General features: G+C 37.2%; 22 protein-coding genes. 3 read left to right on the top strand and 19 right to left on the bottom strand.

What is annotated here, in order from left to right:
- From C794_RS20800 to C794_RS04315, 7 genes are all read right to left on the bottom strand, one after another.
- Positions 1-257: hypothetical protein (locus tag C794_RS20800; protein ID WP_039819578.1), on the bottom strand; the 257-nt coding region annotated here is incomplete at its 3' end.
- A 20-nt stretch (positions 258-277) separates the two neighbouring features.
- A complete protein-coding gene (locus C794_RS04340) occupies positions 278-1,549 on the bottom strand; it encodes a helix-turn-helix domain-containing protein (RefSeq protein WP_017795912.1) in 1,272 nt (423 codons plus the stop codon).
- Between the two features lie 249 nt (positions 1,550-1,798).
- Complete coding sequence (locus C794_RS04335; RefSeq protein WP_017795911.1) at positions 1,799-2,908, bottom strand: CamS family sex pheromone protein; 1,110 nt, start codon at positions 2,906-2,908, stop codon at positions 1,799-1,801.
- A gap of 12 nt (positions 2,909-2,920) precedes the next feature.
- Positions 2,921-4,924, bottom strand: coding sequence for an NAD-dependent DNA ligase LigA (ligA, locus tag C794_RS04330; protein ID WP_017795910.1), 2,004 nt, complete (start codon positions 4,922-4,924; stop codon positions 2,921-2,923).
- Positions 4,925-4,935: 11 nt separating this feature from the next.
- The gene (pcrA, locus tag C794_RS04325; RefSeq protein ID WP_017795909.1) at positions 4,936-7,161 is read right to left on the bottom strand and encodes a DNA helicase PcrA; all 2,226 of its coding nucleotides are present in this window, start codon (positions 7,159-7,161) and stop codon (positions 4,936-4,938) included.
- A gap of 23 nt (positions 7,162-7,184) precedes the next feature.
- Positions 7,185-7,874, bottom strand: coding sequence for a heptaprenylglyceryl phosphate synthase (gene pcrB / locus C794_RS04320; RefSeq protein ID WP_017795908.1), 690 nt, complete (start codon positions 7,872-7,874; stop codon positions 7,185-7,187).
- A 396-nt stretch (positions 7,875-8,270) separates the two neighbouring features.
- The gene (locus tag C794_RS04315; protein ID WP_017795907.1) at positions 8,271-8,891 is read right to left on the bottom strand and encodes a TetR/AcrR family transcriptional regulator; all 621 of its coding nucleotides are present in this window, start codon (positions 8,889-8,891) and stop codon (positions 8,271-8,273) included.
- A 135-nt stretch (positions 8,892-9,026) separates the two neighbouring features.
- Between C794_RS04315 and kynU the strand changes: the two genes are divergently transcribed.
- Genes kynU through kynA form a run of 3 tightly spaced genes read left to right on the top strand, consistent with a single transcriptional unit; the run spans position 9,027 to position 11,781 of the window.
- Positions 9,027-10,301 carry a kynureninase gene (gene kynU, locus C794_RS04310; protein ID WP_017795906.1) on the top strand — a complete coding sequence of 425 codons (1,275 nt, stop codon included), beginning with the start codon at positions 9,027-9,029 and terminating at the stop codon, positions 10,299-10,301.
- Complete coding sequence (kynB, locus tag C794_RS04305; protein ID WP_017795905.1) at positions 10,302-10,949, top strand: arylformamidase; 648 nt, start codon at positions 10,302-10,304, stop codon at positions 10,947-10,949. It begins immediately after the preceding gene.
- The gene (gene kynA / locus C794_RS04300) at positions 10,939-11,781 is read left to right on the top strand and encodes a tryptophan 2,3-dioxygenase (RefSeq protein WP_017795904.1); all 843 of its coding nucleotides are present in this window, start codon (positions 10,939-10,941) and stop codon (positions 11,779-11,781) included. Before kynB ends, kynA begins: the two co-directional genes overlap by 11 nt.
- Positions 11,782-12,078: 297 nt before the next feature.
- Here the strand turns inward: kynA and C794_RS04295 are convergent, their stop codons facing one another.
- The 12 genes from C794_RS04295 to purC form a co-directional block, all read right to left on the bottom strand.
- Positions 12,079-12,375, bottom strand: a complete 297-nt coding sequence (locus C794_RS04295) for a YerC/YecD family TrpR-related protein (protein WP_017795903.1) — start codon at positions 12,373-12,375, stop codon at positions 12,079-12,081.
- A gap of 24 nt (positions 12,376-12,399) precedes the next feature.
- Positions 12,400-13,458 carry a DUF3048 domain-containing protein gene (locus tag C794_RS04290; protein WP_017795902.1) on the bottom strand — a complete coding sequence of 353 codons (1,059 nt, stop codon included), beginning with the start codon at positions 13,456-13,458 and terminating at the stop codon, positions 12,400-12,402.
- A 42-nt stretch (positions 13,459-13,500) separates the two neighbouring features.
- Entirely contained in the window at positions 13,501-15,240 is a 1,740-nt protein-coding gene (locus C794_RS04285) for an adenine deaminase (RefSeq protein ID WP_017795901.1), read from the bottom strand.
- A 555-nt stretch (positions 15,241-15,795) separates the two neighbouring features.
- Entirely contained in the window at positions 15,796-17,067 is a 1,272-nt protein-coding gene (purD, locus tag C794_RS04280) for a phosphoribosylamine--glycine ligase (RefSeq protein WP_017795900.1), read from the bottom strand.
- Positions 17,068-17,084: 17 nt separating this feature from the next.
- Positions 17,085-18,617 (bottom strand): bifunctional phosphoribosylaminoimidazolecarboxamide formyltransferase/IMP cyclohydrolase, encoded by a 1,533-nt coding sequence (purH, locus tag C794_RS04275; protein WP_017795899.1) that lies wholly within the window; start codon positions 18,615-18,617, stop codon positions 17,085-17,087.
- A gap of 2 nt (positions 18,618-18,619) precedes the next feature.
- A complete protein-coding gene (purN, locus tag C794_RS04270; RefSeq protein WP_017795898.1) occupies positions 18,620-19,192 on the bottom strand; it encodes a phosphoribosylglycinamide formyltransferase in 573 nt (190 codons plus the stop codon).
- Positions 19,189-20,208: a phosphoribosylformylglycinamidine cyclo-ligase gene (gene purM / locus C794_RS04265; RefSeq protein ID WP_017795897.1), complete on the bottom strand. Its 1,020-nt coding sequence runs from the start codon at positions 20,206-20,208 to the stop codon at positions 19,189-19,191. The genes purN and purM overlap by 4 nt, the downstream gene beginning before the upstream one ends.
- A 25-nt stretch (positions 20,209-20,233) precedes the next feature.
- Entirely contained in the window at positions 20,234-21,640 is a 1,407-nt protein-coding gene (gene purF, locus C794_RS04260) for an amidophosphoribosyltransferase (RefSeq protein ID WP_017795896.1), read from the bottom strand.
- Positions 21,616-23,844, bottom strand: coding sequence for a phosphoribosylformylglycinamidine synthase subunit PurL (gene purL / locus C794_RS04255; RefSeq protein ID WP_017795895.1), 2,229 nt, complete (start codon positions 23,842-23,844; stop codon positions 21,616-21,618). The genes purF and purL overlap by 25 nt, the downstream gene beginning before the upstream one ends.
- Entirely contained in the window at positions 23,828-24,514 is a 687-nt protein-coding gene (purQ, locus tag C794_RS04250) for a phosphoribosylformylglycinamidine synthase subunit PurQ (RefSeq protein WP_017795894.1), read from the bottom strand. The genes purL and purQ overlap by 17 nt, the downstream gene beginning before the upstream one ends.
- Before the next feature lie 3 nt (positions 24,515-24,517).
- Positions 24,518-24,763 carry a phosphoribosylformylglycinamidine synthase subunit PurS gene (gene purS, locus C794_RS04245; RefSeq protein WP_017795893.1) on the bottom strand — a complete coding sequence of 82 codons (246 nt, stop codon included), beginning with the start codon at positions 24,761-24,763 and terminating at the stop codon, positions 24,518-24,520.
- A complete protein-coding gene (purC, locus tag C794_RS04240) occupies positions 24,760-25,473 on the bottom strand; it encodes a phosphoribosylaminoimidazolesuccinocarboxamide synthase (protein WP_017795892.1) in 714 nt (237 codons plus the stop codon). The genes purS and purC overlap by 4 nt, the downstream gene beginning before the upstream one ends.
- Positions 25,474-25,488 lie beyond the last annotated feature (15 nt).

Below are 25,488 nucleotides of genomic sequence, written 5' to 3'. Positions count from 1 at the left end.
AAATCTGATGCTACTTCATTACCTGAACTTAATACTCCAGGCACTAAATCTGATGCTACTTCATTACCTGAACTTAATACTCCAGGCACTAAATCTGATGCTACTTCATTACCTGAACTTAACACTCCAGGCACTAAATCTGATGCTACTTCATTAGTTCTATCCCCCGTGTTACTTTGCTCCGTAATATCAGTAATAAAAATTGAGCCTGTGACAAGAAGGGTACCTAAAACTAATCCTACAGACAATTTTTTCATTAATTTTCCCTCCTAAAATATTATATATTTGAAATTTGCTCATAGGCAAAGGTAGCCTCTTTATAATAATTAGCAGCTAATTTGTACTTATTAACACTTTCATAGTGATTAGCTAATAATTTTAAATAGGTACTTAATTCTGCATAATCTTGTTTCTTTTGAAGATATGGAATAAACTTTGTGGTTAAGTGGCTAACAAATTTATCCAAATTATTTTCAAGTAAATACTTATACGTATAAATCACATAAACATAGAATTGTTCATCAGAATCAATAGATTCAAAACTTTCCAGAAGAACTAAAGCACTTTCTACTCTTTCTTTTGTCTCTTTATAGTTTTTAGTATTATATAGTTCTTTAATTAAGGAAGATATGGCAGCTAGTTTTGTTACGATATAAACTTCTGAATCACTTAATACTTCTTTATAGTGAACTATAGCTTGTTCTGAATTACCTCTTGCAGAGTATAAATAACCCAAATTTTGATTTGTTAATTGAATTAATTGTGTATTTTTTTCCAGTTTTCCTAAATGAAGTGCTAAATTAAAGTTCTTAATCGATTTATCATACAGTCGTATTCTTCGGTAAGAGATACCTAAAAGGTTATGACATTGTGCACATCTAGTAAAATTATAGTCCTTCATAAAAATATCTAATGCCTTATTTGCATACTCAATAGCTTCAAGAGTGTTACGAAACTTCGTATGGGTTATTGAAATTACATACTTTAAATCTGCAACCTCTTTTTCATCCATACGAACATGCTGTAATTTATCTTCCGCATTTTTATACATATACATTGCTTGAGAAAAGTCTTCTACCAAAGAGTAATAATTCCCTTTAAATTTATACCAATAGTATTGTTGCTCATTATCAAATGAATTGGAAATCTCTCCTAACTCATTTATTTTCTTGAGCGCTAATTCTAGCTCATTCAGAACAAGGAAATAACGAATTTTATGAATTTCGAACATCATTAAACTTTCCGACAAATTCTTATCCATTAGCTCTTGAATTTCTTGATAATGTTCGACAATATCGTCTTTATCATGACTATCAAACAACATCCCATACCATTCAGAGCATCGTTGTCTAATTAGATCTTCCTGACTATTATCGACCTCTATACCTAGTCGATTACAGAGCATTTGAATAATTTCCGGGCTCGCTTGAGTCTTTTGATTCTCAATTTTCGATAGATAAGATACTGAAACAATCCCGTCTGACAACTCTCCAAGCGTCATTTCTTGTTTATTTCGTTGTAATTTTATAAAGGATCCAATCTCAATCATTGTACCCACCCTATCAATTAATTCTGAATTCTGTTTCGTTAAATTAATTATAACATGTTTCCTATATTTTCATATTGGGAAAATCATAGAGGTATATGCTTGTTTAATATAAGAAAAGTTTTCCTGTTTTCCTAAACAAAGAAAATTTACTGTTTCTGTAAGCACATATAACTAGAAACAGTAAATCCTCATTTTTACCAATATTTGTTTATTAAATAGTTACTTTGGATGAACTTATTTGTAACCTAATCAATCATAAATGTGTACGTTAACCTGATCTTCTCCCGCATTTCGATAAATAATACTCTCTGTTTTTTGACTAGAAACGACATCTATTTCGATATCATAGTAGTTAGGAAAGATCTCTTGTACAAGCCCATAAGCATATTGGGTGAAACCTATTACTTCACCTTTTCCATTAAACTCGATAGGTATTTCTATTTGTAATTTTTGCAGTTCCTCATCGATATAGAATCCTTCCCCAACCAGTCCTACATAGTTAGGAAAGAATTTTCTCACTTCATTACCAAAGTTTGTTACGAGTTCTTGATCCTCGAAATATTTTTCTGATCCTTCATCAGATGGAAAAAGTATATTCTCTTCCTTGACTTCTTCCCAATCGTCAACCGTACTACTTCCACCTGGGACATTCGTTCTTGCTACAAAATTTCCTGGGACAGGAGATGCTTGTTCTTCTTCTCTATAGATTGCAATCATAATTGGTACATCACGCAAATTTTCATCATTTTCTCTTATATCAGTTACGATATTTTGTGCAACATCATTCGCGACACTTAACATTTCCTGTTCTGGTATATCTTGATAGTAAGTAGTTCCGCCCGGTTCCGTTTGGAAACTATATACTGACTTCATTGCAATACCTAGGGAAATACCTTCAAGCTCAACACTTTGATCATCAGAATGTCGCATAAAATTTTGCTCGAGAACATGTGTGAGATAACGCGGGTTATCTCTATACTCTTGAACATCTGCCCCTTCTTCAACTTCAGGATTCAACTCGTCAATCCATGAATATATTCGATCTGTGTCAAAGTACTGTCCTTCTTGGAAATATAATTCCTCTGGACTGTAGACATCTTTAGACAAACGCCTTAATCCTTCTTCCATTTCATCAATATCGACACGGTTCGCGATCTGATTCACAATTGCTCCCCTAGCTGCACTCGTTTTATATGGTAAAATCATACGATAATTTTCACCAGATAATTGATAACTAGGGACAATTGATGTCTTTTGTTCCGCATCATCTTGTACTACTTCTTCTTCACTATTTTGATTTTGAAGACAACCACTTAACAAAAGAAGTAGCACCAACATTAACAAGCTGACTTTTTTCAACCTGCTCCCTCCTTACTTCCCAACAACATCTTCTAGCTGTTGTTCGCTCCACACGTCAATTCCTAATTTCTCTGCTTTATCCAATTTTGAACCAGCATCTTCACCAGCAATGACAATATCTGTTTTCTTGCTGACACTTCCAGTAACAGTGCCTCCAAGTGACTCGATTATTTCTTTTGCTTCTTTTCTAGAAAACTTCTCCATCTTGCCTGTAAGAACAACTGTTTTCCCTGAAAACATACTATCTGTTGCCTGTTCTGATTTACGTGGTCCTTTATATTCCATTTGAACTCCTAGTTCTCGTAGACTGTTTAAGAGTTCAGTAACTTTTTCTTCAGCAAAATATTGTACAATGGAATCAGCCATCTTATCTCCAATCTCATCAATAGCTAGTATATCTTCATATGTTGCTTTTTGGAGGTTTTCCATTGTTTCAAATTCCATTGCCAGTGTTTTCGCTGCTTTCGCACCTATAAATCGAATCCCCAATCCGAATAACAGACGCTCCAATGAATTTTCTTTTGATTTCTCGATTGCTTCTAAAAGGTTTGTAACTGATTTTTCTGCCATTCTTTCTAACTGTAAGAGTTCTTCTTTATCAAGTCGATAAAGGTCAGCCATGGTTTGAACAAGGTTTTCTTGGAATAACTGAATAATTACTTTCTCACCAAGTCCATCAATATTCATTGCATTACGTGATACGAAATGGATTAATCCCTCCATTAGTTGAGCAGGGCAATTCGGATTGATACAACGGAGAGCAACTTCTTCTTCTAGTCTAACTAGTTCATTGCCGCATGCAGGGCATTCCTCTGGCATATGGAATTCTTCTTCATCCCCATTTCGCTGTTCGACTACAGAACGAACTACTTTTGGAATAATATCTCCAGCTTTTTTAATTACTACTTTGTCTCCAATCCGGATATCCTGTTCGCGAATTAAATCCTCATTATGAAGAGAAGCACGCTGAACTGTCGTACCTGCTACTCGTACTGGATCTAATATTGCTGTTGGTGTGACAACACCCGTTCTTCCAATACTCAATTCAATATCTCGAAGAGTTGTCATCGCTTCTTCTGCCGGAAATTTATATGCAATCGCCCAACGCGGACTTTTTGCTGTAAATCCTAATTCATCCTGCTGGTCAAGACTATCTACTTTGATTACTATACCATCAATTTCATAGGAAAGATCATTTCGATGTTCTGTCCAATAGTTTACATAGTCAATGACTTCTTCAATCGTATTACACTTCTTCCATTCCTTGTTTGTTTTAAAGCCTAGTTCTTTTAAACGAGCTAAATGCTCACTATGAGATGTAAGGTCACTATTCTCCCATTCACCTACACCGTATAGGAAAATATCTAAATTACGCTTTGCAGCAATTTTTGGATCGAGTTGGCGCAATGATCCGGCAGCAGCATTTCTCGGATTTGCAAAAGGTTCCTCTTCATTTTTCTCACGTTGCTCATTTAATGCTAAAAATGACTTATGTGGCATATATGCTTCTCCACGAACTTCTAATGTACCTTCTTCTTTTATCGATAAAGGGATACTGCGGATTGTTTTTAAATTCGATGTTATATCTTCTCCAATTGTTCCATCTCCACGAGTAGCTCCTCGAACAAACTTGCCATTTTCATATGTAAGAGAAATAGCAAGACCATCGATTTTAAGCTCACATACAAAGCTGATTGGTTGGTCTGTACCGTTACTGGCACGTCTCGCAAAATCACGTAAATCTTGTTCATTAAATGCATTTCCAAGACTTAGCATAGGAATATTATGGGTTACTTTTTGAAACGATGCTAACGGAGCTCCACCTATACGCTGGGTCGGTGAATTTTCCATCACTAAGTCTGGAAAGTCCTGCTCCAATTGTTGTAACTCTCGTAATTTCTGATCGTATTCCGAATCAGGAACTGTAGGGTTATCCAACACATAATATTCATATCCATATTGATTTAATAATTCAATTAAGGATTCTATCTTTTTACTTGCTTGTTCTTTATTCATTTGCGTTGCCCCTATTCTTCCTTCGTAATTGGTGCAAATTTGGCTAATAACCGTTTAATACCTATAGGTGCAGGAAAGGCGATATCCAATTCCATTTTTTCTCCATCGCCCTGTACTTTAACAACCGTTCCTATTCCCCACTTCTTGTGGTTTGCTTTTTCACCTACGGCCCATATTTTACTTTCAGCACCTGTAGAATGTTGCATTTTTTCAGCACGTCTCTTCCTTGGAGCTGGTTGTTGTGGGGAACGTTCAAGAGATTTTGCGCCAAACATCGGTTTATCCTTTTCTTCCAAACCATCAATTAATTCTTTTGGTATTTCGTTAATAAATCTACTTATTGGATTCATATTTGTTCTACCATACAGTGTACGCATTTTTGCATGTGTAACATATAATTCTTTTTCAGCACGTGTAATCCCTACATAAGCAAGCCTTCTTTCCTCTTCCATTTCCTCTTCATCCATGATGGATCGACTATGTGGGAAAACATTTTCTTCCATTCCAATTAGAAATACAACAGGGAATTCTAATCCTTTTGCTGCGTGTAATGTCATTAATGTAATTTTTTCATTATGATCTGGATCTTCTTCATCCACACGATCAATATCTGCAACTAACGCAAGGTCGGTTAAGAAAGCAATAAGTGTTTTATCTTCGCTTGCTTTCTCGAAATCTTTTGTAACTGTCATGAATTCTTCTAAGTTTTCTAGGCGACTTTGCGCTTCAATCGAACGCTCATTCTTTAACATCTCTTCATAGCCTGTTCGTTCTAATACAGCTTCTACCATATCTGTAGCCGTTAAGAACTCTTGCTGTTGCGATAAAGTTCGAATTAGATTTTCAAAGCCAGCTAGCGCATTCGCTGCTTTCTTGGATACTCCAGTAAAATCAACTTCTTTGACCGCTTCATATAACGAAATATCATGTTCTCCTGCATACGCTTGTAAACGTTCAACCGAGGTCTTACCAACCCCACGTTTCGGTTCATTTACTACACGTACAAAACTAATATCGTCATCTGGATTCGTAATTAATCTAAGATAGGCAATCATGTCCTTAATTTCTTTACGGTCATAGAACTTCATGCCACCAACCATTTGATACGCAATACCTGATTTTAATAAAGTATCCTCTATCGCACGTGATTGTGCATTTGTTCGATATAAAATAGCAACATCACTTGGTTTATAATCATTCTCTCTTATTAACTGTTGAATCTTATCCGTGACATAAAGAGCTTCTTCTTGTTCTGTTGCGCCTTGATAATAGTTTAGATTTTTTCCATCAATATTATCCGTCCATAAGTTTTTCGGCTTTCTACCTGAGTTGTTAGAAATCACTTGATTAGCCGCTTGTAATATAGATTTTGTAGAACGGTAATTTTGCTCTAATAAAACCGTGCGAGCAGAAGGATAGTCTTTTTCAAAAGTTAAGATGTTTCCAATATCCGCACCTCTCCAACGATAAATCGATTGGTCCGAATCTCCTACTACACATAGATTTTGAAATCTGCTAGCTAGTTGTTTCACTAAATAATATTGTGCATGATTGGTATCTTGATACTCGTCCACATGAATATATTGAAAACGGCGCTGATAATACTCCAGCACTTCTGGTATACGTTGGAATAAATGAATGGTTTGCATGATTAAATCATCAAAATCGAGTGATTGATTTTTACGAAGCATTTTTTGATATCCTTCATATACTTGAGCTACTTGACGATCAAAGAAATTTCCAGCGTTTTTCGTATATTCTTCTTCAGTAATTAATTCGTTTTTTGCTGTACTTATTTGTCCTAGCATAGCACGCGGATCGAATTTTTTTGGATCGATATTCAAATTTTTTAAAACTTGCTTGATTACCGATAATTGATCACTACTATCTAATATAGAGAAATTGGTTGAATATCCAATTCGATCTATGTCACGACGCAAAATACGGACACACATGGAGTGAAAGGTGGATACCCACATATATTCTCCTTGTGGTCCGACTAATTTGCTCACACGCTCTTTCATTTCACGTGCAGCCTTATTCGTAAATGTAATGGCTAATATATTTCGTGGCGATACATCTTTTTCTCCCATTAAATATGCAATTCGATGGGTTAGTACACGTGTTTTTCCACTTCCTGCTCCTGCCATAATCAGTAATGGTCCTTCTGTATGTCGCACAGCCTCTTGCTGTTGTTTATTTAACGTATTGATCATACTTTCCAATGATTGATTCATACGTACACCGTCCTTACTACTGTTTAATTCCCTTTTACTGCCTCTACTGTTTTTAATGCTTCCTTTATATTGGTATAAATACTATTTCCTACAATAATTGTATCAGCATATTTTTTCATTTCTTTCGCTTGTGTTGATGTTTCGATTCCTCCACCGTATAGAAGTTGAGTATTTTGAAGCTCTTCTTTTACTTCTTTTACTAAAGTAGGATCTCCATACGTACCACTATATTCTACATAAAAAAATGGTAAATGAAATACCTTTTCTGCCATATACGCATATGCTTTTACATCATCAAGATCAGGCATTACACAATTCGTATATTGAAACGCCTTCGCATCTTCATTTAAAATACAGTATCCCTCAAAGTATACTTCAGCAAATTCCATCATGTCGATAAATTCTTTAATTGCCTTATGTTGAATATCCATCATGTATTTTTTTTCTTTTGAATTCAATACCATTGGAACAAAATAATAATCAAATCCTGGAGTTAACGTTTCTTCTTCTGACACTTCTAATACAACGGGAACCATATGACTTCGACGTATCCTAGATAACAAATCTAGTACACCATCTATGGTGACATTATCTGTTCCACCAACAATAATAGCATCTGTCCCAGACTCACAAATTTGATCTAGATGTTCATCGGATATTTCTTTCGCAGGATCTAATTTAAAAATATGATGCCACTCATTTATATTTTTCAAACCGTAATTCCTCCATCAATAAATTCATTACTTTATTATACCAAAAATAATATGCGGAATTTAGTGATTGAGCGAAATTTTTATTACGAACCATAATCTGACGAATTTACAGCACAGAAGTGCATGTGTTCATTAGAAACGTAGCTAGTGTTCCGCTTTTTGGAGTAGAGATAGTTATCGGGTTTTGCCCACCCCTAGTGGGTACTGAAGCGATTTGTAGGTTGAGGAGACAAATGATAAAACATTTGTGATCTATTCTAAAGAGGATAGAAGGCCCGCTTTTAAAAGGTGGAGTATTGCTCTTTTATAACAACCCTCTATTCTTTCAGTGACATTTTAAAAAGGATTTGAACGGGCAATTTTCATCTAAGGAGGCTTTCATATTAATTCTTATAATCAGCTGTCACTAACCCCATACAATGCGCTGGTATAGAAGAGTGATAACTGATGGACAATAAGTTCCAGATTTTCATTGTTATCTGCGTCAACCAATTCCCACATAAACATCTCATTCATGTAATACCAGTTTTTTGCAGTAATGAAGGGATTAAAGGCCGTATTGACCAGCTGCTTATCCTGGGAATGTTTAATATCGGTAGTAATACCTTGAATGAATTCATTTCGTATATTTCCCCATTCTGATTCAATCTCCTCACTAGAGCCGATCGCATCTTTCACAACTTTCATAATCGGTCTATGTTTAATTGCTAAAGACATATAATCTCTCACCTGATTTTTTATCCGTGAACATGCTTCTTCAGGTGTAGCAGGGCGAAATTCCTGATTGGCTACTTTGAAAAAATCCTGCATGACTTCTTCCATAACAGTAATAAATAGTTCATGTTTATTTTTAAAATATACATATGCTGTTCCATATCCAACACCAGCATTTTTTATAATCTGAGAAATAGTCGTTTTTTCAAAACCATTTTGTAAATAGACATGATGGGCAGATTTAATTAGTTTTCTTTTTGTCTCCTGCGCTTGCTTATCTCGATTGGTCAATTTATTTTTCATGACAACCTCCTACAATGTCAATGACACGAAATAACTGACATTATGTCATTGACACTATGTCAGTGATTAAATATAATTTAACCATACAATAAATAAACAATTCAAGTTAAAAATTATAGTTCCAGGGGGAAACATATGGTTAAAAAATACACTAGATCGTATGCGCAGGAAATGGATGAACAGGACGAATTGAAACAGTTCCGTAGTGAATTTTATCTTAAAAATGAAAGCATTTACATGGATGGGAATTCATTAGGTTTAATGTCTAAAAGGGCAGAAAACGCACTACATAACATAATTGACTCTTGGAAGAAATATGGCATCGACGGTTGGATGGAAGGAGATCATCCGTGGTACTATCTGTCTGAACGTCTAGGTGAAAAGATGTCAGTCCTAGTTGGTGGAAAAAAAGATGAAGTTATTGCGACCGGTTCCACAACGGTTAATTTACATCAGCTTGTATCAACTTTTTTTCAGCCTGAAGGAAAGCGTACAAAGATTTTAGCAGATGCATTAACGTTTCCAAGTGATATTTATGCATTGAAGGCACAATTGCAATTAAAAGGGTATGATGGATCCCATTTGGTACAGGTGCAGAGTGAGGATGGAAATCTGTTAAACGAGGAACACATTATTGAAGCGATGACAGATGATATTGCGCTGATCGTGCTCCCAAGTGTTCTATACCGGAGCGGACAAATTCTTGATATGGAACGACTTACAAGAGAGGCCCACAAACGCAACATTAAAATTGGTTTTGATTTATGCCATTCGATTGGATCTATTCCACATGACCTTCATAAATGGGGTGTTGATTTTGCCTTCTGGTGCACCTACAAACATCTAAACGGAGGACCGGGTAGTGTCGCAGGTTTATTTTTACATGAAAAGCATTTTGGTGTTGCACCTGGACTAGCGGGATGGTTCAGTTCTGCTAAGGATAAGCAATTTGACATGGAACATACCTTAACACCTGCTAATAATGCCGGGGCTTTTCAAATTGGAACACCTCATCTTTTTAGTGTGGCACCTCTGATTGGATCACTAGATTTATTTCATGAAGCCGGAATTGAAAAAGTACGTAGAAAATCACTCGCGCTGACGGACTATTTAATGGAGTTAATTAAATATGAACTCGATGGGCATGGCGTAGTGATCTGTAACCCAGAAAATCATATCCAACGCGGCGGTCACATATATGTCGAACATCCTGAAGCTGCTCGGATATGCAAAGCATTAAAAATGAAAAAGGTTATTCCGGATTTCAGAACCCCAAGCGGCATTCGCCTAGCACCTGTTGCTTTATATAATACATTTGAAGATGTTTATGATTGCGTACAAATTTTTAAAACGATTATGGAAGATGAATTATATAAGCAATTTGAAAATGTAAGGGAGGTTGTTTCCTAAATGGGTGTATGGATTGATATTTCTCAACCGATAAATAATAATTTAGCTTGTTGGCCGGGGGATCAATCATTTCATTTTCATACACCGGTAACGAAGGAAATGACCGGTTCTGTGAATATTGGAAGGATCAAGACGAGCACGCATGTGGGGACCCATGCGGATGCTCCCTATCATTTTATGGAAGATGGAAAACGGATTCTTGACCTGGAAATCGATCGGTATATTGGTCCTTGTAAAGTAATAGACCTCAGTGCATTTGACGAAATAAATGAAACAGCTTTAAAAAGTAAAGTGAAAGAAGATACAGAACGGTTATTAATCCGGACATCACTGCCGAATAATCCGGAACAATTTCCGACTGATGTCACGCCAATTACAGCTGACGGCGCTGCTTACATGCATTTTCTTGGAGTAAAACTGGTCGGTGTCGATACGCCTTCGGTAGATCCGCTTTCAAGTAAGGAGCTAGTTGGACATCATGCACTTTTTAAGTATGACATTAACATTTTAGAAAATGTCATGCTTGATCAGGTAGTTGAAGGCGACTATGAAATGATTGCTCTGCCACTCCCGCTTCAGGATGCCGACGGAAGTCTGGTTAGAGCTGTGATTAAACCAATAAATGGAGGAAATCACGATGCAAAATAAACATGAAGCATTTAAAAATGAAAAGCGTATTCATACAGACTTTAAAAAGAAGATGACTTACAGTGATTATTTAGGCTTGGATACATTATTGAGCAGTCATCATCCGTTGAGTGACCATCATGATGAAATGCTGTTTATTTCAGTGCATCATGTGAGTGAGATTTGGATGAAACAGATTCTACATGAAATAAATTCTGCTATTCGCGATATTCAGGCTGATAATTTGTCTACTTCTTTTAAAAAATTAGCACGCGTATCACAAATACAAGCGCAGATGAAAAATGTATGGGATGTTCTCTCCACGTTGACTCCAGCTGAATACATGGAGTTCCGCGACAAGCTGGGCAACGCATCCGGTTTTCAGTCATATCAGAACCGGATACTTGAGTTTGCTCTTGGTTATAAGACTGAATATGTGCTGAAGATATATGAAAAAGACCCAGAGCTGCTAGAGATTTTACAGGAAGCTTACGATGCACCAAGTCTTTATGACGTTTCTATTCAGGCACTAGTAAGGGCTGGTTTACCAATCGATGAAGAAGTGCTGAATCGTGATGTGCGTGTAACACATCAATCAAATGAGAGTGTAAAACAAGCATGGTTAACTGTTTATCGGAACGTTGATAAGTACTGGGAGCTTTATGAGCTTGCAGAAGAGTTAGTGGATATTGAAGATCTATTCCAGCAGTGGCGGTTCAGACATATGAAGACTGTTGAACGAATTATTGGATTTAAACGCGGTACTGGCGGTTCCGGCGGTGTTGCTTATTTGAAAAAAGTAATCGATCAGTACTTTTTCCCGGAATTGTGGGAGCTTCGTACGGAATTGTAAAGGAAAGCTTTGTGCTTTCCTTTTCAATTTATATAATCATCAGTAGTTTGCCATAATTGGACTCGGTCTATGTGGAAATCCACTTATGTTGCTGGACAATATGACCGAGAGATGTTCTTGGGAACCTTTATCCTATTTACTATTTTCACAGGATTTCCTACGGCACACTTCCTTCATCCCTTACCTCGAAATAAGTACTTTCGTTTCTCTAGCGGTTGGTTAATGTGTAGCTCTACAGTGGAATTGGATGCCTAGCACGCATAAAAAAACACCTTCCTGATTGGAAGGTGCTTGCTACTATTCTTTTATATTCATTCGTTCTAACACTAAATTGTATCCGTCACTACCATAGTTAATACAACGTCTTACTCTGGAAATTGTCGCAGTAGATGCTTTTGTTTCCTTCTCAATTGCACTATACGTTTTTCCTTCCGTCAGCATTTTCGCTACTTGAAATCGTTGCGACAATGACTGAACCTCTGACATTGTCGCAATATCATCAAAAAATTTATAGCATTCTTCTTTATCTTTTAACGATAGAATAGCATCAAACAAAAGATCTAATTGCTCTCCTCGTAATTTATCGATTTGCACGAAATTTCCTCCTTAACCTTAGCCCTACTGACCAGAAATAGTAACAGCTTGTTCCATTCCAGGATCTTCGCTTGGTACGACGTTTACCCAAGTCATTCCTGGAATAAGTCCAATTTCTTTGCCATCTTTTACCGGTACAATTCTTCCGTCTCTATTTTCCCACTCCACTTTTTGATATTGTCCATGTTGAATTAAATATGCAGAGCCGCCACTTGTTAAATCAACTGTTCTTCTGCCAGCATCATCAATAACTTCGTGGTGAGTTTCTAAGATAAATATGTTCTCAACAGTTATTGGTTGGTCTGTTTGTAATTCAACTGTCTGTATCCCTTCACTTGATCGAGTATATGTACCTTCATCTTCTTGGTATATATATTCTACCACATTTGCAGGGTTACTACTGTAGACAACTTCAATACTATTCGCCGAGTCTCCAGATAAACCTTCTACCTCCGCATCTGTTAAAAACTCAAGTGATTCTATTGAATTTGATATTTCGACACCTTTTTCGGTTGCAACTTCGTTTACGGCAGGTAGTTGCAAGTATGAATTATGCGGTGCTCTTCTAAAGCTCTCTCTTTTAAATAAATGTCCATCGTTATCATAAACCGATCCATTCAAATGATCAATTCCTTTTGAAGCAATGATATCATTTACAAAATTAGCGGCACCATGGTATACATATATACTATTATAGCCATTCGCGATATCTGCATAATACTCTCTTGCACTTCGCACAGGACCAACTACTTCAGGCAGATTACTTTGGTAAATGGCAAGAAATCGCGTTATTGTTCCTTCAGCTAATATTTCAAATATAATATCAGCATCAGATAAACCAGATTGAGGTCGAGCAGACCGATGATTGTTAACCATCACACCAATCGGACGTTGATCAATATTCTCACCTTTAGAAACCATCCCTGATAATGGATATACTTCTTGATTACGACTATCTGTCACTTGTTCTTTTTTATCTACACCTGGTTCTTTTTGTGTGTTTGCTGTTGCATCATGATTGTCCTCTTCGCAAGCGATTAATAAAGAAATAATGAGCAATATAACGAATCCTACTCTTTTCATAGACAACACCTTTTTGTAAAATAAGTTATTTCTTATTATAGGCTACCTCATCGTTGCTGGAAAGACTATATCACGATTTTTTACATCTAATAGTCCTTTCTGTGTAATTCTAAAGAAAGGTAGATGAAAAGCGGACAAGAATAATAGGCTATAGACTGGATCATAAAAGGCAAATCCATATTTTTGTAACGTATCCTTTAATTGTTTATCTAACACTATCATTTGTTCCATTGGCTCATTTGGAAGAGATCCTCCAAGTTGTAATGGGATTTCCGTTAATATTTCACCATCATTAACAAGAATGATGCCGCCTTTTAATTCTTTGAATCGATTCCAAGCAATAAATATATCCTTTTTGCTATTACCGATAATAATAATATCACCCGATGCAGAATAACTACTTATGAGCGCTCCAAGTTTCGGTGCAAATCCCCGAATAATAGTATTTACTCTCCATTTTCCTTTTCTATCTATTAGAAGGATAAATTGTTCTCCCTTTTCTTCATTTAATTCTTCAAAACTAACATCTGAATCGATCGTATAAGGCTTAATAATGACATCATTGATTACATCCATTCCTACTGGAACAGAGAATTGTAAATCATCTTCCTTTAAATCCCAATCTATATTCATTTCATTAATCTCATAATTACTCCAATCGATAATTGGTGGAATATCTATCTCTTTTGTTTCTTTTACAATCCATTGTCCTTTCGCGAGCACACTTACCGGATTTGGATTATCTTTTTCTTGTAGGATGTTAATATGTGCGATTCTACCCGGTGCAATGCTGCCAAGTTCCTCATCCATACGCAAATGTTTTGCAGCATGAAAAGATCCCATGCGATACGCATCTTCTATTGGAATTCCTTTATCGATAGCTATCTGAATACAAGTATTAATTACTCCATCTTTCATAAAGTAAGGAGTTGGACCATCCATCGTCAACATCAGCTGGTCAAAAGTAGTTAACCCATACTCTAGTAAATCTTCTAAAATGGTAGGCAAATCAGGTCGAATTGGTGAGTAACGGAGACCTACCATGTATCCGAGCTGTAGACGATTCATGACTTCTTCTCCTGTCATTGCTTCATGATCGGCACTTATTCCTAATAATTTCATCTTTGTCAATGTTCGTAATGAAGCACCTGGCAGATGACCTTCAATTGGTTTTCCTTTACGTTTAGTCTCTTGAATCCAATATAATAGTCGATCATCTCCAGCTAACAAACTTGGCCAATCCGTTAATTCTCCACCTTGTACTACTACCGGATGTTCTATCCAATCAAGTACATCGTTGGTATTAATAAAATGATTCTCTTCTTGCAAGGTTGTCTGAGAATCATATCTCGACCACCAAAACATCGAAATTGGTAATTTGTTAAACTGATCAATAATAGAAAACGCTTTCTTTTTATTAGTTAGCAAATACCATGTCAAATTGTCATTTACGAGTGTAGTAGTTCCTGTTTTTGCTGCATGTGTAGCTGTTATCTCCGGATTTGCTAATTGAAACGGGTGTGAATGTGGCTCAATATAGCCTGGTACGATAAACTTATCTTTACAATCGTATATTTCTGTTCCTTTTGTCTGTTCTGGTAATTTTTCACCTACATACACAATTCGATCTTCATAAATCCAAATATTTGCTTCTAACCATTGTTTCGTATGAACATTTAAGTATGTTGCATTTTTCAATAATAAAGTTGGTGATACCGTTCCATCAATCACCTTTACATGTTGTCGCAATTCGCGATTTCTCCAATTCCTTCCGTTTTCCATACGGCAACTCTCCAGTAATAAATAATTTCTTTTATTCTATCATATATATTGCTTTAATAAAGTAAAGAATGTGTATATTTTTGTAAAATTTACCAAATGTTAATATTGTGATGTTTTTGTTTTCTTCCTAAAATAACTTAGGTACGTTTAACTTAATAGGAATATTTTTTGAGGATCCCGGTGTTGTATTTGAGGTATAGCGCTGGTCTATTTACTACTTTTTTTGATTTCTCAGGTTTATTTGGTTCAGAGAGCACGTCTATTCACTACTTTTTTCGGTTTCTCTGGTTTATTTGGTTTAGAGAGCACGTCTATTTACTACTTTTTTCGGTTTCTCTGGTTTATTTGGTTCAGAGAGCCTCTCTATTCACCACTTTTTTCGATTTTTCTGGTTTATTTGGTTTAGAGAAACGCTCCATTTTGAATCATCAATGCAGTTTAGTTTTACAAATGCTCTAATTTCTTTCTCAATACCCTATTGGCAATTCAGACATATAACGGGTGGGCCTCCATTTAATTTGCGAAGCCCACCCTCTCACATTTCATATAAATTTCTTATGTTCTAGCTTTGTTGTCTTGGTTTATTGCTATGTCTTTTCGGTAAAAGAAAGAATCTGTATTAATCGCTGTTTTCTCCAGTTGACGATATACATTTGCTGATGCTTCTTCCATACTGTTTGCACGACTACCTACTAAGAGCACGCGCCCCCCATCAGACACTAATTCGTCTTCTTTCACTTTTGTACCGGCATGAATGACAAAATTTTTCTGTTGTAAATCAAACATTGGAATTCTATGTCCTTTTTCATAAGCATTTGGATAACCTTGAGAGGCAAGCACCACACCAACACAAGCTTCTTCATACCACATTAATTCAGGATCTCTCTTCTCCAGCACATCCTGCATTACTTGTAGCAAATCGTTTTTAAGTAATGGAAGGACTACCTGTGTTTCAGGATCACCGAAACGGGTGTTAAATTCAATGACTTTCGGTCCTTGTTTCGTCATCATTAACCCGGCGTATAAAATACCTGTAAATGGCCGTCCTTCCTCTATCATCCCATCTGCAGTTTTTTGTAAAATACGTTCAAGAGAAAAGTCATAAGCTTCTTTTGTTAGATCAGGAACCGGAGCGAAAGCACCCATCCCCCCTGTATTCGGTCCTTGATCATGTTCAAACGCTCGTTTGTGATCTCTTGCGGCCAGCATAGGGTATACATGATTTTCATGGACAAAAGCCATTAAGGAAAATTCCTTACCTTCGAGGTATTCTTCAATAACGACAGTTGCTCCAGCATTAGAAAATGCTTTATCTACTAACATATCGTCTATTGCTTGAAAAGCCTCCTCTTCTGTCATAGCCACGATTACACCTTTTCCTGCGGCTAATCCATCTGCTTTAATAACAATTGGAGCACCTTGTTGTTCTACCATTTTTTTCGCTTCGTTTACATCAGTAAATACGCCATACGCAGCAGTTGGGATCTCGTACTTCTTCATAAAGTTTTTTGCAAAGCTTTTACTTCCTTCCAGTAAAGCCGCTTCTTTGGTTGGCGCAAAAATCGCTAATCCTTCTTCTTGAAATTTATTTACAATGCCAGCGTTTAAAGGATTTTCTGGGCCGACAATGGTAAACTCCACTTCGTTTTGTTTTGCAAACGCACATAATTTATCGATATCCATCTCATCGATTTCTACACATGTAGCGTCATTTGCGATTCCGCCATTTCCTGGAGCTACATAAAGATTTATTATCTCCGTATTCTCTTTTAGCTTTTGCACAATGGTATGTTCTCTACCGCCTCGGCCAATTACTAAAACGTTCAAGAGCGTCCCTCCTACTATTAGTGCTTAAAGTGTCTAACTTTCGTATAAACCATGGCAATGCCAAATTGATTACATACATCAATGGAATCTTGGTCTCGCTTCGATCCTCCCGGTTGGATAATTGCCTTAATACCAGATTTTGCAGCAGCTTCTACTGTATCTGGCATAGGGAAGAATGCGTCTGAAGCTAAAACTGCTCCTTCACTTTTATCTCCGGCTTGCTTAATGGCAATCTCTGCAGCTCCGATACGATTCATTTGTCCAGCACCGACACCAATTGTTTGTGAGTCTTTAGCTAATACAATCGCATTCGACTTCACATGTTTTACTGCTTTCCAAGCAAACAACATATCATTGATTTCTTGTTCGGTTGGTTGTTGATTGGTAACCACTTCAAGATCCTCTTCACTTACTTCTTTTGCGTCATAAGCTTGAATTAATGCACCGCCATATACTGTTGTTAAACGATTGGATTGTTTGTCATCACTTGTAACATCTAACTCCAATAGTCGGATATTTTTCTTTTGAGTTAATATTTCTAGCGCTTGTGTTTCAAAGGATGGCGCCACAACAATTTCTAAGAAGATTTGACTTAATTGTTTCGCAGTATCCACATCTACTGGTCGATTACATGCTACAATTCCACCGAATATCGAGATTGGATCTGCATGATATGCTCGTTCAAATGCAGTAGATATCGACTGACCAATTCCTATTCCACAAGGATTCATATGTTTTACTGCGACTGCAGCAGGTTCCGTAAATTCTTTTACAATTTCTATGGCTGCATTCGTATCTTGAATATTGTTATAAGAAAGCTCCTTACCATGTAGTTGTTTTGCTGTTGCTAAAGTAGGACGAGATTGAATTGGTTCTTTATAAAAAGCAGCCTGCTGATGTGGGTTTTCTCCATAACGTAAGTCTTGCACTTTTTCATACGTAACTGTATAGCTTTCTGGATATTGTTCTTCGGTCTGAGATAGGAAGTAATTCGCTATCATTGTGTCATAACTAGCAGTATGACGAAATACTTTTGCTGCTAATTGCTGACGAAATTCATATGTATCTGTTGCAGATGTAATTACTGCTAACACACGCTCGTAATCTGTCGGATCTGTTACAACTAGTACGTCTTCAAAGTTCTTCGCAGCAGAACGCAACATAGATGGACCACCGATATCTATATTCTCAATAATATCTTGATGACTTACATCCGTTTTTTGCACGGTCTCTTTAAATGGATATAGATTAACGGCTACTAAATCAATTGATACAATTCCATGCTCTTCCATTTGGGTAAGATGCTCCTGGTTGGAACGTTTACCAAGTAATCCCCCATGAATCATTGGGTGTAATGTTTTCACACGTCCATCTAACATTTCAGGAAATCCGGTTACTTCATCTACTGGTGTTACATTAATGCCCGCTTCAGCAATACTTCGTAATGTTCCACCTGTAGATAAGATTTCAAATCCTCTTTCTTTAAGACCTTTGGCAAATTCAATTATATTCGTTTTATCTGACACACTAATTAAAGCACGTTTACTCATTGTTATTCCCTCACTTTATTAGACACTACTTGATTAATTACTTTTGGATAAAGTTGATGTTCTACTTTCTGTATACGTTCTTTTAATTTTTCTATTGTATCATTTTCTTCAATCATGACGCTTTCCTGAGCGATAACTGGTCCCGTATCCATTCCCGCATCAACAAAATGAATGCTAACACCTGTTTCTCTCGCTCCTGCATCATATGCTTGACCAATAGCATCTTTTCCTGGAAAAAAAGGTAGCAAGGAAGGATGTATATTTATAATTTTACTTTCATATTCATCCAGTAATGTATTGCCAATCAGTCGCATATACCCCGCTAAAAATATCCAAGATATGCCATGATGCTGTAATTGACGGTGAATCATTTTTTCGTATTCGGACTTTGAACTGTATTCCTTTGGATTAAATACCAATGTTTGAATATCGTAACTAGCTGCTTTATCAATCACTAATGCTCCCGGTTTATCGCATACAAGAAGAGTAATCTTACACTTCAAATCGGTGGCTTCCATTATTGCTTCAAAATTACTTCCCGTACCTGAAGCAAATACAGCTGCTTTTATAGTCATAATGTAAAGCGCACTCCTTCCTCCTCTGTAACCTTACCAATCACATATGCTTGTTCATCTACATTTTCAAGCAATTGTAATGCGGTAGAAACATCATCTTCTGACACAACGACAGCCATTCCAATTCCCATGTTGAACACACCATACATTTCTCTGTAGTCGATATTTCCTTTTTCTTGTAGGAAGTGAAAAATCTCTGGTATGTCCCAACTATTTGATTCAATTAAAACACCTAATCCAGGTGGTAACATACGGGGAATATTTTCATCAAATCCCCCACCAGTAATATGCGATATTCCCTTCAATATCACTTCTTTTTTTAATGCTTGAATCGACGTTGCATAAATTTTAGTTGGTGCCATCACTGCTTCTTCTATTGGTTGACTTAGTCCAGGTTGCGTTTGATGTATATCAACATCCGCTATTAATTTACGGACGAGAGAGTAGCCATTCGAATGAATTCCGCTGGAAGAAAGTCCAATTACTACGTCTCCTGATTTGATTTCTGAGCCTGTAATCATCGCAGACTTTTCCACGATTCCTACGACGAATCCTGCTAAATCATACTCACTAGGCTCATACATACCAGGCATTTCAGCAGTTTCTCCACCAATCAATGCAGCTCCTGCTTGTTCACACCCTTGGGCAATTCCAGAAACAATTGCTTCTATTCTAGACGGATCATTTTCACCACAAGCAATATAATCTAAAAAGAACAGTGGATCTCCGCCCTGGGCGACGATATCATTCACACACATTGCAACTAGATCAATCCCAACCGTATTATGCTTATCTAAGTCAATAGCTAGTTTTAATTTTGTTCCCACACCATCTGTACCGGAAAGAAGAACGGGTTCTTTATATTGAAACGACGATAGATCAAACGCTCCTGCAAATGCACCTATGGCCCCTAATACCTCCGGACGATGTGTACGAGCAACATGTTTTTTCATGCGTTCAACAGCTTCATAACCTTTTTCTACATCTACTCCAGCCTGTTTATAGACTTCTGACATGGTAATCCCTCCACGTAACCTTCTTCTAACAACTTGTATAATGAATTTCCAATCCACCGTCTTGTTTTACTGGGTATTTACCAGTCATACAAGCCATACAAACACCTTGATTAATAGTTTTATCTTTGACAATTGCTTTTACCAAGCCTTCCTCCGATAAATAAGCTAGCGTATCTGATCCTATAATTTCATTGATTTCATCAACAGAATAATTGGCTCCAATTAATTCTTTTTTAGTAGACATATCAATTCCGTAATAACAAGGATTTTGAATCGCTGGAGAAGCAATTCGAACATGAATCTCTTTTGCGCCTGCTTCTCTTAACATCTGAACAATTCGTCGACTTGTTGTACCACGTACAATCGAATCATCAATCATGACAACTCGTTTCCCTTCAATGATACTTCGCACAGGTGAAAGCTTCATCTTCACACCTAATTCTCTGAGTTCTTGTGAAGGTTGAATAAACGTTCGCCCGACATAACGATTTTTTATAATGCCCATTTCATACGGTAATCCACTTTCTTCCGCATAACCGATAGCTGCAGAAATACTAGAATCAGGAACACCGATAACCATATCCGCATCAATGGAAGATTCTTTCGCTAATTCTTTCCCCATTTCTTTTCGTGAGGCATGTACATTCACATAATTCACGTCACTGTCTGGTCGGGAGAGATAAACATATTCCATTGCGCACATACGACGCTTATCCCTTGGAGCAAACCTAGTCGAGGTAATCCCTTCGTCACTAATCGTAATCAATTCACCTGGCAATACTTCCCTTTCAAATATTGCGCCAATCTGGTCAAAAGCACATGTTTCAGAAGCTACGACATAAGCATCCCCTAAACGACCAATCGAAAGTGGACGAATTCCTGCAGGATCGAGTGCTGCAAACATTTTATCTTCTTGCAGTATGATATATGCGTACGCACCGACAACACGATTCAATGCCCGAGCAATCGAATCCTCCGTTACTTCTCCGCTTCGTTTAATTAAATGGGCTAACACTTCCGTATCCGAAGAGGTTTGCAAAATACTTCCTTCTCTTTCTAATTCGCCACGCAGTTCATGTGCGTTCATCAGATTACCATTATGTGCTAGTGCCATTCCACCAGTTTGTGACTGAAATAATAAAGGCTGGACATTTTCAATGCCTCGACCACCTTGTGTCGCATAACGAACATGTCCTACAGCTACGCTTCCCGCCAAATCATCAAATTTTACTCGTTTGAATACATCATTTACAAGCCCTAAACCTTTATGTCCTTTTAGTTCGCTACCCGTATTTACAACAATCCCGGCACCTTCTTGCCCTCTATGTTGCATGGAATGCAAGCCATAATAAGTTAATTCAGCTGCCTTTTCGTGACCCCAAATGCCAAAAACTCCACATTCTTCATTTATGCCTTTGATTTCAGCAAGCATGGAATAGCTCCCTTCCAAAGATTCTCTAATTCTCCGACACGTTCTTGAATAATTGTTTTATCATTGATAGAAATAGATAATTCACCTTGATCAGTAACCTTACCTAACTTAGCTGCTTCTGGAAAGTGAGCTTCAAATGCAGCTACATGTGTTTCATTGACGGAAACAAGAAACCGTGATTGGGTTTCACTAAATAATTCTACGGTTGCTTCTCCTACTAAATTAATTTCCGCTCCAAGTCCTTTACCATTGAATAACGACTCTGCTAGAGCAATCGCCAGACCGCCTTCTGATATATCATGTGCAGAAGAAATAATTCCTTCTTTAATGGCTGTTAATAAATTTTCTTGACGTTCTGCTTCCACATCTAAATCAATATGTGGTGCTTTTCCTTCATATTTCCCAGAGTATAATTGTTGTAATTCAGAACCGCCAAATTCAGCTTTTGCTTCACCAATACAATAAATTACATCCTCTTTCTGTTGAAAATAACTCGGTGTAATATGTTTCGTCGATTCATGTAACCCTACCATTCCTACAATAGGTGTTGGATAAATAGATTTTCCTTTTGATTGATTATATAAAGAGACATTTCCACTAATTACAGGTGTATGCAGGGCGTTACATGCAGCACTCATTCCTTCAACACTCTTCTCCATTTGCCAGAAAATCTCTGGATTGGTGGGATTACCAAAATTTAATCCATCTGTTAATCCTAATGGTTTCGCTCCTGAGCATACGATGTTCCTCGCTGCTTCTGCTACTGCAATTTTTCCACCTGTTTCTGGATCAAGATAGATATATCTTGAATTACAGTCCGTAGTCATTGCTAATGCTTTATCCGTTCCTTTGATCCGAATAACTGCTGCATCCGAACCAGGAGTAACGACGGTATTGGTTTGCACCATCGAATCATATTGGTCATAGACCCACTCTTTATTCGCAATCGTCGGTTGTTGTAATAGCTGTTTTAATGTATTTGCGTAATCTTCAATAGCTGGCGTTGCTATTTTCATCCGTTGAAAAGCTTTGTAGTATGCTGCCTCTTTTGAAGGCATATTATAGACAGGTGCATCATCTGCTAATGAATCAACAGGAATATCAGCGACCACTTCGCCAAGGTGTTTAATACGAAATACTTTTTCTTCAATTACTTTTCCTACCGGTACGGATTTTAGTCCGTATTTTTCAAATATATCGATAATTTCTCGTTCACGCCCCGCCTGCACACAAAGCAACATGCGCTCTTGAGACTCAGAAAGCATCATTTCATAAGCTGTCATTCCTTGTTCACGTTGGGGAACAAGATCCAGATTCATCTCTAAACCCGTTCCAGCTTTACTCGCCATTTCACTAGCAGATGAGGTTAATCCTGCCGCACCCATATCTTGAATACCGACTAATGCATCGGATTGGATCACCTCTAAACAAGCTTCGATTAATAATTTTTCCATAAACGGATCCCCAACCTGTACAGCTGGTCTATCTTTATTGGAATCTTCAGCTAAATCGTCAGAGGCAAACGTAGCACCATGGATACCATCACGACCAGTTGGCGGCCCTGCATAAAGAATCGTATTTCCAATCCCTGCTGCTATCCCTTTTTGTACATCGTTATGATTGATTAATCCGACACACATCGCATTTACTAATGGATTATCTTCATAACTTTCATCGAATTGTACTTCTCCACCGACCGTTGGAACTCCGACGCAGTTACCGTATCCAGCTATTCCAGCGACCACTTCAGAAAAAAGATATTTCGTACGACTATTTGTTAATGGCCCAAATCGTAATGAATTAAGCGAGGCAATTGGTCGTGCTCCCATTGAGAATACATCACGAATGATTCCACCTACTCCAGTAGCAGCTCCTTGATATGGTTCTACTGCTGATGGATGGTTGTGACTTTCGATTTTAAATACAACTGCTTGCTCGTCACCAATATCAATTACTCCTGCACCTTCACCTGGACCTTGTAATACATGTGGCCCATCTGTAGGAAACTTTTTCAACAGTGGTTTTGAAGTTTTATAACTACAATGTTCTGACCACATTACGGAAAAAATACCCGTTTCTGTAAAGTTCGGATGACGTCCAAGTATTTGTTTAATTCGTTGAAACTCTTCATCACTTAATCCCATATCAAGGTAAAGACGGTCTTTCTCAATTTGTTCTGGGTGTATATCATGCATTAACTGCATAGCTGTCCCTCCAATTTGCGATCATTGATTTAAAAAGTTTCAAACCATCTTCACTGCCAAGTAGTTCTTCTACAGCTCGTTCTGGATGAGGCATCATTCCAAGTACATTCCCTTGTTTATTTCGAATCCCTGCGATATTTTCAATCGATCCGTTTGGATTGTATTTATATGTAAAAACGATTTGATTATTTGCTTTTAACTCTTTCAATGTTGCATCGTCACAGAAATAATTTCCTTCACCATGTGCAATCGGATAACGAACAACTTCCTTCTTTTCATATAAAGAAGTGAAAAACGTTTGATTATCTTCCACCACTAATTCTTCTTGGTGGCACATGAATGACAGATGTTTATTTCTCATCAACGCTCCCGGAAGTAGCCCCGATTCCGTTAATATTTGGAATCCATTACACACTCCTAAGACAGGTTTACCTTTCGAAGCATGCTCACGAATTTTATGCATGACATTTGAAGTGGAAGCCATTGATCCCGAACGTAAGTAATCACCATAGGAAAAGCCACCAGGGAGTAAGATTCCATCTACATCTTCTAATCTATCTGTGTCTGTATACCAAACAAGTTCTGCTTCAGCACCTGCCACTTCTTTTACCGCATGGTACATATCTCGATCACAATTTGATCCTGGAAACACGATGACAGCAAATTTCACGGTTTACTTAACCTCCTCTAAATCAAATTGATAATTCTCAATAACCGGGTTCGCTAAAAGCCGATCACACATCTCCGTAATTCGCTCCTCAATATTTGGCCCTTCCTCAACTTGCAATTCAATATATTTACCTACTCGAGCATCGTCAACCTCTTGGTATCCTAAGGACTGAAGTGATTCTTGGATTGCTTTTCCTTGTGGATCTAAAACTCCTGGTTTTAATGTGATATATACCGTTACTTTTTTCATACATGAACCTCCAAGCGATTTAGAATTTCTTGATATACAGTAATTAAGTCTCCCGTACCTTGCCGAAATACATCTTTATCGAGTTTTTCGTTTGTTTCTATATCCCATAACCTGCACGTATCAGGAGAAACCTCATCTGAAAGAAGTATTTCTCCTTCTTTATTTCTTCCAAATTCCAGTTTAAAATCTACTAGGCTAATTCCGATAGATTGAAAGATTTCTTGAAGCGCTCCATTTACTTCTCTCGCTTTATCTTTAATTTCAGCCAATTCAGTTTCAGTTATATCCGTTAATAACAATGCATGTTCATCATTGATTAACGGATCCCCTAAAGCATCGTCTTTATAAAACAATTCGAGTAATGGTGGGGTAAAAGCGAGTCTTTCTTTAATCCCTAATCTTTTGGTAATACTACCTGTCGAAAGATTGCGAATTACCACCTCTAAAGGAATAATATTAGTTTTCTGAACAATTTGTTGAGTCGAATCCAATCGTTTTATAAAATGTGTTTTAATCCCTACTTCATGTAAACGTTGAAAGATAAGGGAGGAGATCTCATTATTGAGTCTCCCTTTCCCTTCAAATTGACTTTTTTTCTCCCCATTAAAAGCTGTTGCATCATTTTTATAGGAGAGCACTAATTGATGTTCATCTTCAGAAGATTGATATACTTTTTTTGCTTTACCTTCATATAAAAGCGCTGCTTTCATATCTATATGGGCCTC

Source organism: Oceanobacillus kimchii X50, from assembly GCF_000340475.1.
Classification (GTDB): Bacteria; Bacillota; Bacilli; order Bacillales; family Amphibacillaceae; genus Oceanobacillus; species Oceanobacillus kimchii.
Note: the sequence above shows the minus strand (reverse complement) of the source record. Positions and strands in the feature narration are given on the sequence as shown.